The organism is Corallococcus sp. CA047B, from assembly GCF_003612065.1.
Classification (GTDB): domain Bacteria; phylum Myxococcota; class Myxococcia; order Myxococcales; family Myxococcaceae; genus Corallococcus; species Corallococcus praedator.
In genome coordinates, this window is the sequence record NZ_RAWD01000357.1 from 1 (window position 1) to 9,193 (window position 9,193).

The following is a 9,193-nucleotide window of genomic DNA, read 5'->3' on the forward strand; positions in this document are numbered from 1 at the left end:
CCCCTCCCCCACCCGCCGCGCTTCTGGCACCGGGACGAGGAGGAAGTTTGCTTCCGAGGGCAGTGGCTCCAGGCCCAACACCTTCAGTCCACCGCGCAGCCGCTCGCGGTTCTCCACCGCCTCCGCCGCGCAGGCCTCCATCCACGGCACGTCCTCCGCGAGCGCGGACACCGCCACGGCCTCGCCCAGCGCCGTGTGCTTGTACGGCCCCCGGGCCTTCTCCACCTCGGCCACCAGCGCGGGAGCCCCCACCGCCCAGCCCACCCGCAGCCCGGCGAGGCCGAACGCCTTGGACATCGTGCGCGTCACCAACACATTGGGCCGCGTGCGCGCCAGGTCCAGGAAGTCCCCGCCCCGGGCGAACTCCACGTAGGCCTGATCAATCAGCACCACGCCGGGAGCCCGGTCCACCAGCCGCTCCAGCGCCGCGCGGGACGCGACCGTGCCGGTGGGGTTGTTGGGCGTGCAGACGTAGATCAGCTTCGCGCCCGTCGCGAGCAGCCCGTCCACGTCCAGCTCCAGGTCCTCCCGCAGGGGCACCGGCACCGGCCGCAGCGCGCTCAACCGGGCGAACAGCGGCACCATCACGAAGGTCGGATCCGGGAACGCCACCGCATCCCCCGGCTCCAGGAAGGCGCGCAGCGCGCAGTCGATGACGTCGTCCGAACCGCAGCCCGTCGTCACGCTGTCCACCGCGACGCCCGCGTACGCGGCCACGGCGCGCTTCAGGTCCGGCGCATAGCCCGCGGGATAGCGGGCCAGGAGCTGGAGCCCCTCCTCGCGCAGCACCCGTTCCGCTGACGGTGGGGCACCGAAGAGGTTCGTGTTGTCGCTCAGGTCCACGCGACAGCGCTTCCTCGCGGGGGAATACAGCGGGATGTCCCGGTACGTGTCGCGGAAGGGAATCACGGCAACCTCCAGGCCCGCGCCGCGTCCGCGTGGGCGAAGAGGCCCTCGCTGTCCGCCAGCGTCCCCACGTCGTCCGCCATCGCCGCCGCCGCTTCCGGCGTCACGCGCTGCCAGGTGGTCCACCGGTAGAAGTCCAGCACGCTCAACCCCGAGTACGCCCGGGCAAGCCCCGCCGTGGGCAGCACGTGGTTCGCGCCCGTCAGGTAATCCCCGAAGGCCACCGACGCGCGCTGGCCCACGAACACCGTGCCCGCGTTGCGCACCTTCGCCAGGTCCACCGACGCGGCCGACGTCGCGAGCATCAGGTGCTCCGGCGCGAACTCCGCGACGAAGGGCCACGCCTCCTCCAACGAGTCGATTCGCAGCACCGCCCCCCGGCTCCCGAGCGCCGACAGCACGATGTCCCCCCGCCGGGCGGACCGGGCCTGCCGCACCACCGCGTCGCTCACCTCCTGGGCCAGCGAAGCGCCCAGCACCAGCGCCACGCAGCACGCCTCCGGATCATGCTCCGCCTGCGCCAGCAGCTCGCGCGCCACCGCCTCCGGACGCGCGCTGCCGTCGGCGACCACCAGGATCTCACTGGGCCCCGCGGGCGCGTCGATGGCCACCGCGTCCACCACCTGGAGCTTCGCCGCCGCGACGTACGCGTTGCCCGGCCCCACGATGCGATCCACCCGGGGCACGCTCTGCGTCCCGTAGGCCAGCGCCGCCACCGCGCCCGCGCCGCCCAGCGCGAAGACGCGATCCGCGCCCGCCAGCGCCGCCGCCGCGAGCACTCCGGCGCTCGGCAGACCGTCCGCACCCGGCGGCGAACAGACGATGATCTCCCCCACGCCCGCCACCTTCGCGGGGACCGCGCCCATCAACACGCTGCTCGGATACACCGCGCGTCCACCGGGCGCGTACACCCCCACCCGGCCCAGCGGATCCGGCCGGCGGCCCACCACCACACCAGGCTCCGTCTCCACCTGCGTCGCCACCGGACGCTGCGCCGCGTGCGCCCGGGCGATGTTGCGCGCCGCGCGCTTCAGGGCCTCACGCACGTCGGAAGGAAGCGACTCCAGGGCCGCGTCCCACCGAGCACGGGGCACCTCCAGGGCCTCCAGCTCCACGCGGTCGAACTGGCGCGCGAAGTCGAACAGGGCCCGGTCTCCTTCCGCTCGCACCCGGGCGATGAGGGCCTGCACACGGCTGGTCACCTGCGCATCGCCGTCGCCTCCGCCGCGCTCCAGCAATTGGCGCCGCGCTTCGGACGTCAGGACGGACAGGGCGCCCTGGTACTTGAGGACAGGGGCGCTCATGCCATCAACCTCTCGATGCGCGTGACGAGGATGCCCTGGCCGCCCAGCGCCTTCAGCGCGTTGACCGTGCGGTAGATGGTGCGCGAGGAGACCACCGCGTGCACCGCGACGAAGTTGCCCCCGTCCATCACGTCCACCACCGTGGGACCGTTGAGGCCGGGCAGCACCTCGCGCACCTGCTCCAGGGACGTCCTGGGCACGTTGGCCATCAGGTAGCGCCGGCCCCTCGCCGCCAGCACCGACCCCAGCGCCTGCGTCAATTCCTCCAGCGAACGCCGCGCGTCCACGCCGTTGCCGGAGTACGCCACCAGCCGGGCGCTGGACTCCAGCACCGTGGACACCTCGCGCAGGCCATTCATCTTCAGCGTGGAGCCCGTGGAGGTGAGGTCCACCACGATGTCGGCGATGCCCAGGTGCGGGGCGATCTCCGCCGCGCCGCTCACCGGCACCACCGTCACCCGCTGGCCGCGCTTCTGGAAGAAGGCCTGCGTCAACCGGGGGAAGCAGGACGCCACCCGCATCCCGTCCTTCACGTCCTCCACGCGGGCGATGCCACTCTCGTCGCGCGCGGCCACCACCAGCCGGCACCGGCCGAACTCCAGGTCCATCAACAACTCCAGCTCGCGGCCCGCTTCGTTGACCAGGTCCCAGCCGGTGACGCCCGCCTGCGCCGCGCCGTCCGCGACGAACTCCGGGATGTCCTGGGCGCGGACAAAGATGGCCTCGAACTCGCCGCCCAGCGACGCGGTGAGGGCCCGCTCGCCCCGGCCGCGGACCTCCAGTCCCGCGTCGTTGAACAGCTCGCGCACTTCCTCGGACAGACGGCCTTTGTTGGGCAGGGCAATCTTCAACATGGGTGGGCTCACGGGACTGGAGAGGGGGAGGCGGAAACGAAAAAAGGCCCGTCCTGGGGGGACGGGCCTTCGATCACTGCGGCAGGTGCCGGAGGAGGTGCGCGTTCTAGTGCGTCACCCAGGCATGCGCGCGGCGAACGGTCCCGTCGTGGGCCGGCCGATGATGCGCATGATGGTGATGCACGGAGATGGAACGCACGCCCCTAGGGTTAACGACCGGAGCCCCCGCCGTCAAGCCACCCCCGGGTACGACCCTGTCTTGAAGCTTGCAAACCCGTCCCTGCTTGAGCACAAGCGGCGCATGCGACCCTCGGACGTCCTGGTGGTGGGCGGTGGTTTGATGGGCTGCGGCATCGCGCTGCGTCTTCGGCAGGCAGGCGCGCGCGTCACGGTGCTGGAGCGCTCCATTCCGGGCGCCGAAGCCTCCAGCGCCGCCGCCGGCATCCTCGCGCCGCAGTGGGAGGCCAACGGTCCGGGGCCCTTCTTCGAGCTGTGCCTGCGAAGCCGCGCCCTCTACGGCAGCTTCGCCGCCGAGCTGCGCGAGCTGACGGGCGTGGACATCGCCTACCGCCCCTGTGGCCTCTTGCGCGTCGCGTTCGACGAAGGCGACCACCACCACGTCGAGTCCACCGTGGGCTGGCAGCACGGCATGGGGCTGCGCGCGGAGCTGCTGGACGGACGGGCCGCGCGGGAGCTGGAGCCCCGCCTGTCGCCGAAGGCCGTGGGCGCCGCGCACTTCCCGGACGATCATCAGGTGGACAACCGGCTGCTCGTGCGCGCGCTGACCATGGCCGCCGCGCGCGTGGGCGCCACGTTCCGCAGCGGCTACGTGCGCGGCGTGGTGCACGAGGGCGGCCGGGCGGTGGGCGTGGACCTGGACGGCGAGGTGCTGCGCGCGGATGCCGTCGTGGTGGCCGCGGGCTCCTGGTCGTCCCTGGTGCAGGGCACCGGCGTGGCGGCGCAGACGGTGCGCCCGGCGCGCGGCCAGATGATCCAGTTGCAGACGCGGCTGCCCCTGCTGGAGCGGGTGGTGACGTCCGCGAAGGGCTACCTGGTGCCGCGCGCGGACGGGCGGATCATCGCCGGCAGCACCATGGAGCACGTGGGCTTCGACAAGCAGGTGACGGCCGCGGGGCTCGCGCGGATCCTCGACATGGCCCTGGAGCTGTGCCCGGACCTGGGCCCGGCCCCGGTGACGGAGACCTGGGCCGGCTTCCGTCCGTGGACCCAGGACGCGCTGCCGTACATCGGGGAAGGGCCCGTGCCCGGCCTGTTCCTGGCCACCGGGCACTTCCGCAACGGCATCCTGCTCACCCCCATCACCGCGAAGCTCGTCGCCCAGGCGGTGCTCGGCGAGAAGCCCTCCGTGGACCTCACCCCGTTCCGCCATGACCGGGGCTCCGGGGCGCGAGGCTGAAAACCGGGCCGCTCGGCCGCCCTACTCCGGGAGGTGGGAGACACGGCGCGGACCCGGGACATGCCCCAGGTGCCCAGGGCCTGCCCCCCGCCCTGGGCGGCAAGGAAGCGAGACGGGTGGTAATTTCTCGCACTCGTTCGCCTTTAAGACCCGGAAACCTCTAGAATCTTCCGCCGTGGAAGCCATCCCCCCCGCCCCGCCTCGAATCCTGATCGTCGACGACGACGACTCCGTCCGCGACGTCATCTCCGTGCTCCTCCGTGAGGAGGGCTACAACTGCGTCGTGGCCAATGGCGCCGAGATGGCGCTCGATGTCGCGGGCGAAGAAGAGACGCCGCTCGTCATCAGCGACATGAAGATGCCGGGCCGTGACGGGCTGTGGCTGCTGGAGAACCTGCGCGAGCGGCTGCCGGACACGTCCGTCATCATGCTCACCGGCTACGGCGACACCGAGTCCGCCGTGGACTGTCTACGCCGGGGCGCGGTGGACTACCTGCTCAAACCACCCAAGCTCACCGACCTCATCCGAGCCATCGAACGCGCGCTCGCCAAGCGCCGCATCGAGATGGCGCGCAAGCGCTACCAGAAGAAGCTCGAGGGCAAGGTGCGCGACCGCACCGCCGAGCTTCGCAGCGCGCTGCACAACATCGCCAACACGTACCAGAACACCCTGCTGGCCCTGGTGGCCGCCCTGGACGCGCGCGAGCACGAGACGAGCGACCACTCCCAGCGCGTCGTCAGCTACACGAGCGCCATCGCCAGCCGCATGGGCATCCACGGCAAGCAGATGGAGGAGATCGGCCGCGGGGCGCTCTTGCACGACATCGGGAAGATTGGCGTCCCGGACGCGGTGCTGCTCAAGCCCGGCAAGCTCACCCCCGACGAGTGGCTGGAGATGCGGCGTCATCCGGAGATCGGCTTCCAGATGATCCAGAACATCCCCTTCCTCTCCACCCCGGCGGACATCGTCCTGTCGCACCAGGAGCGGTTCGACGGCGCGGGCTACCCCCGCAACCTCCAGCGCAACGAGATCCACATCGGCGCGCGCATCTTCGCGGTGGCGGACACGCTGGACGCGATGACGAGCGACCGGCCGTACCGCAAGGGCACGACGTTCGCCAACGCCATCCAGGAGATCAAGCGCTGCGCCAACACCCAGTTCGATCCGGACGTGGTGAAGGCGTTCCTGGACATCGGCGAGGAGGGGCTCATCCGCATCAAGAAGGAGATGGCGGAGAAGAAGCTCAACCCGCTGCAGGCCGCCGCGGACGCCGCCGAGGCCGAGACGGAGCTGGCGCGCCTCACCGACCTGGATGACGACACGGATTCGCCTCCGGTGGGTCCAGCCTCCAACGCATCCCCGCCCCCAGGGGCCGCCCCGGTGGTGATCCGTTCAGCCTCCGGCACCGAGGGCTGATCGGCCCGACGGGAGCGATGATTTCCCCGGGCGGGTTGTTATGAAGGCGGAAGGCCCCGTGATGACCGCCCCCCTGCCCTCAGCCAATCCGCTCGCCCCGCCGTTGCTCGACGCGCAGGGGCGCTGCATGACGTACCTGCGGCTGAGCATCACGGACCGCTGCAACTTCCGCTGCTCCTACTGCTCCCCGGCGTCCTGGGGCGGCAAGAAGGACCTGCTGGACGCGGCGGAGTTCGAGCGCATCGTCTCCGTGTTCGCGCGCATGGGCATCCGCCGCGTGCGCCTCACCGGGGGCGAGCCCCTCATCCGGCCGGACATCCAGGAGATCGCCCGGAGGCTCGCCGCGGTGCCGGGCATCCAGCACCTGGCCATCACCACCAACGCCAGCCGCCTGGAGTCCCTGGCCGTCCCCCTGCGCGAAGCGGGCGTCACCCAGCTCAACCTGAGCCTGGACACGCTGTCCGCGGAGACCTTCCGGCGCATCTCCAAGCAGGGTGACTTCGACGCGCTGATGCGCGGCATCGACGCGGCGGCGGCGGCGGGCTTCCAGTCGCTGAAGCTCAACGTCGTGGTGATGCGCGGCATCAACGACGCGGAGGTGCCCGCGCTGGTGGACTTCGCGCACGCGCGCGGCATCACCCCGCGCTTCATCGAGCTGATGCCCTTCGGGCAGGGCACGCCGGTGCCCACGGCGGAGCTGCTGGAGCGCCTGGCGGCCACCGGGAGGGCGCTCACCGAGGAGCCCCCGGAGGACGCCGCGTCACCCACCTCCGGACCCGCGCGCTACTGGCGCACGGCGGGCGGACGCGTGGGGTTCATCTCCCCGCTGACGCAGAACTTCTGTGGCGGGTGCAACCGGGTGCGGGTGGCGTCCAACGGGGACCTGCGCAGTTGCCTGGGCGGACGGGCGCAGGCGCCGCTGCATCAGCTCATCCGGGGCGGGGCCACCGACGCGGAGCTGGCCATGGCCGTGCGCCGCGCGCTGGGGGACAAGCCGGAGGGGCACCGTTTCACGGAGGCCGGAAACGGCGCCACGCTCCTGCCCATGATGGGCATTGGCGGCTGACGGCTACTTCACCAGCCGGAGGTTGACGGGGTAGCGGTACAGCTCACCCTCGTTGGCCTTCAGGCCCGCGATGATGGTGAACACGATGGAGCCCAGCGCCACGATGGGCACCAGCAGGAAGCCCACGCCCACGCACATCAGCACGGCGGAGACCGCCATCGCGATGAAGGTGGTGATCTGGAAGTTGAGCGACTCCACCGCGTGCGAGCGGACGAAGGACGAGTCCTTGCCCTTCGTCAGCATCAGGAACAGCGGCACCGCCCAGCCCAGGAAGCCCGCGCCCACCACGATGCCGGCGATGGAGCCCAGGTGCGCCAACATGCCCATCGTCTTCTCATCCGAGCTCGCCGTGGGCGAACCGGTGATGAACGAGCCGAACTGCTGATCCTCGCGCTGCTGTGGGTCCATGGTGGGCCCTCCCAAATTGAAGGGGGCGCGACGGGGTGCGCCCTGAAGGCTCGCAACATGGCACGCCGTGTCGGTGCCTGTCATCCAGCGGACGGAGGGCCCCGAGGAGGCCCCCGCCCGCCTGGAGGCTTCAGCGGTACAGCTCGCTTCCGGCCTTCTTGAATTCCTCGCTCTTCTCCTGCATCCCCGTCTCCAGCGCCTGGACCTCGTTGACGCCCACCTTGTCGGCGTAGTCGCGCACGTCCTGGGTGATCTTCATGGAGCAGAAGTGCGGGCCGCACATGGAGCAGAAGTGCGCGACCTTGGCGCCTTCGGCGGGGAGCGTCTCGTCGTGGAAGGCGCGCGCCCGCTCGGGATCCAGCGACAGGTTGAACTGATCCTCCCAGCGGAACTCGAAGCGCGCCTTGGACAGGGCGTTGTCACGCGCCTGGGCGCCCGGGTGGCCCTTGGCCAGGTCCGCGGCGTGGGCGGCGATCTTGTACGTGATGACGCCCTCCTTCACGTCATCGCGGTTGGGCAGGCCCAGGTGCTCCTTGGGCGTCACGTAGCAGAGCATCGCCGTGCCGAACCAGCCGATCATCGCCGCGCCAATGCCGCTGGTGAAGTGGTCGTAGCCCGGCGCGATGTCCGTGGTGAGGGGCCCCAGCGTGTAGAAGGGCGCCTCGTGGCACACGGCGAGCTGCTTCGTCATGTTCTCCTGGATGAGGTGCATGGGGACGTGGCCGGGGCCTTCGATCATCACCTGCACGTCGTGCTTCCAGGCGACCTTCGTCAGCTCGCCCAGCGTCTCCAGCTCGCCGAACTGCGCGGCGTCGTTGGCGTCGGCGATAGAGCCGGGGCGCAGGCCGTCCCCCAGGCTGAAGCTGACGTCGTACGCCTTCATGATCTCGCAGATCTCCTCGAAGTGCGTGTAGAGGAAGTTCTCCTTGTGGTGCGCGAGGCACCACTTGGCGAGGATGGAGCCGCCCCGGCTGACGATGCCGGTGAGGCGCTTCGCGGTGAGCGGGACGTACTGGAGGCGCACGCCCGCGTGGATGGTGAAGTAGTCCACGCCCTGCTCTGCCTGCTCAATCAGCGTGTCGCGGAAGATGTCCCAGGTGAGCTCCTCCGCCTTGCCGTTGACCTTCTCCAGGGCCTGGTAGATGGGCACGGTGCCGATGGGCACGGGCGCGTTGCGGAGGATCCACTCGCGCGTCTCGTGGATGTTGCGGCCGGTGGACAGGTCCATGACGGTGTCCGCGCCCCAGCGGATGGACCAGACCATCTTCTCCACTTCCTCCTCGATGGAGGACGTGACGGCGGAGTTGCCGATGTTGGCGTTGATCTTCACCAGGAAGTTGCGGCCGATGATCATCGGCTCCACTTCCGGGTGGTTGATGTTTGCGGGGATGATGGCGCGGCCCCGGGCGATCTCATCGCGCACGAACTCCGGCGTGATCACGCGTGGGATGGCGGCGCCGAAGGAGTGGCCGGGGTGCTGGGCGGCGAGGGACGCGTGCAGCTTCTGGTTCTCGCGCACGGCGACGTATTCCATCTCCGGCGTGATGATGCCCTTGCGGGCGTAGTGCATCTGGCTGACGTTGCCGCCGGCCTTCGCGACGCGGGGCTTGCGGATGTGGCTGAAGCGCAGGCCGACGAGGCGCGGGTCGGCTTCGCGGGCGCGGCCGTACTCGGAGGTGATGCCGGCCAGCTCCACGGTGTCCGCGCGGGCGTGGATCCAGTTCTCACGCAGGGCGGGCAGGCCCCGGCGCAGGTCGATGTCCGCGGCGGGGTCGGTGTAGGGGCCGCTGGAGTCGTAGACGTGGACGGGGGGGTTGGCCG

8 protein-coding genes are annotated in these 9,193 nt (G+C 70.7%); 3 read left to right on the top strand and 5 right to left on the bottom strand.

Annotation, left to right across the window (positions count from 1 at the left end):
• From D7X74_RS35415 to hisG, 3 genes are all read right to left on the bottom strand, one after another.
• Positions 1–909, bottom strand: a 909-nt coding sequence (locus tag D7X74_RS35415; RefSeq protein ID WP_120537413.1) for a histidinol-phosphate transaminase, incomplete at its 3' end; no start/stop codon positions are given.
• The gene (gene hisD, locus D7X74_RS35420) at positions 906–2,210 is read right to left on the bottom strand and encodes a histidinol dehydrogenase (protein WP_120537414.1); all 1,305 of its coding nucleotides are present in this window, start codon (positions 2,208–2,210) and stop codon (positions 906–908) included. The genes hisD and D7X74_RS35415, both read right to left, overlap by 4 nt.
• Positions 2,207–3,064 (bottom strand): ATP phosphoribosyltransferase, encoded by an 858-nt coding sequence (hisG, locus tag D7X74_RS35425; RefSeq protein WP_120537415.1) that lies wholly within the window; start codon positions 3,062–3,064, stop codon positions 2,207–2,209. Before hisG ends, hisD begins: the two co-directional genes overlap by 4 nt.
• Positions 3,065–3,365: 301 nt before the next feature.
• Between hisG and thiO the strand changes: the two genes are divergently transcribed.
• The 3 genes from thiO to moaA all read left to right on the top strand — a co-directional run bounded on the left by thiO (position 3,366) and on the right by moaA (position 6,964).
• Positions 3,366–4,481 carry a glycine oxidase ThiO gene (thiO, locus tag D7X74_RS35430; protein WP_120537416.1) on the top strand — a complete coding sequence of 372 codons (1,116 nt, stop codon included), beginning with the start codon at positions 3,366–3,368 and terminating at the stop codon, positions 4,479–4,481.
• Between the two features lie 175 nt (positions 4,482–4,656).
• A complete protein-coding gene (locus D7X74_RS35435; protein WP_120537417.1) occupies positions 4,657–5,898 on the top strand; it encodes an HD-GYP domain-containing protein in 1,242 nt (413 codons plus the stop codon).
• 61 nt (positions 5,899–5,959) lie between these two features.
• Positions 5,960–6,964: a GTP 3',8-cyclase MoaA gene (moaA, locus tag D7X74_RS35440; RefSeq protein ID WP_120537420.1), complete on the top strand. Its 1,005-nt coding sequence runs from the start codon at positions 5,960–5,962 to the stop codon at positions 6,962–6,964.
• A 3-nt stretch (positions 6,965–6,967) separates the two neighbouring features.
• On the opposite strand, the gene D7X74_RS35445 is transcribed toward moaA, so the two are convergent.
• A complete protein-coding gene (locus tag D7X74_RS35445; RefSeq protein WP_120537418.1) occupies positions 6,968–7,372 on the bottom strand; it encodes a DUF4870 domain-containing protein in 405 nt (134 codons plus the stop codon).
• 130 nt (positions 7,373–7,502) lie between these two features.
• Positions 7,503–9,193: phosphomethylpyrimidine synthase ThiC (gene thiC, locus D7X74_RS35450; RefSeq protein ID WP_120537419.1), on the bottom strand; the 1,691-nt coding region annotated here is incomplete at its 5' end.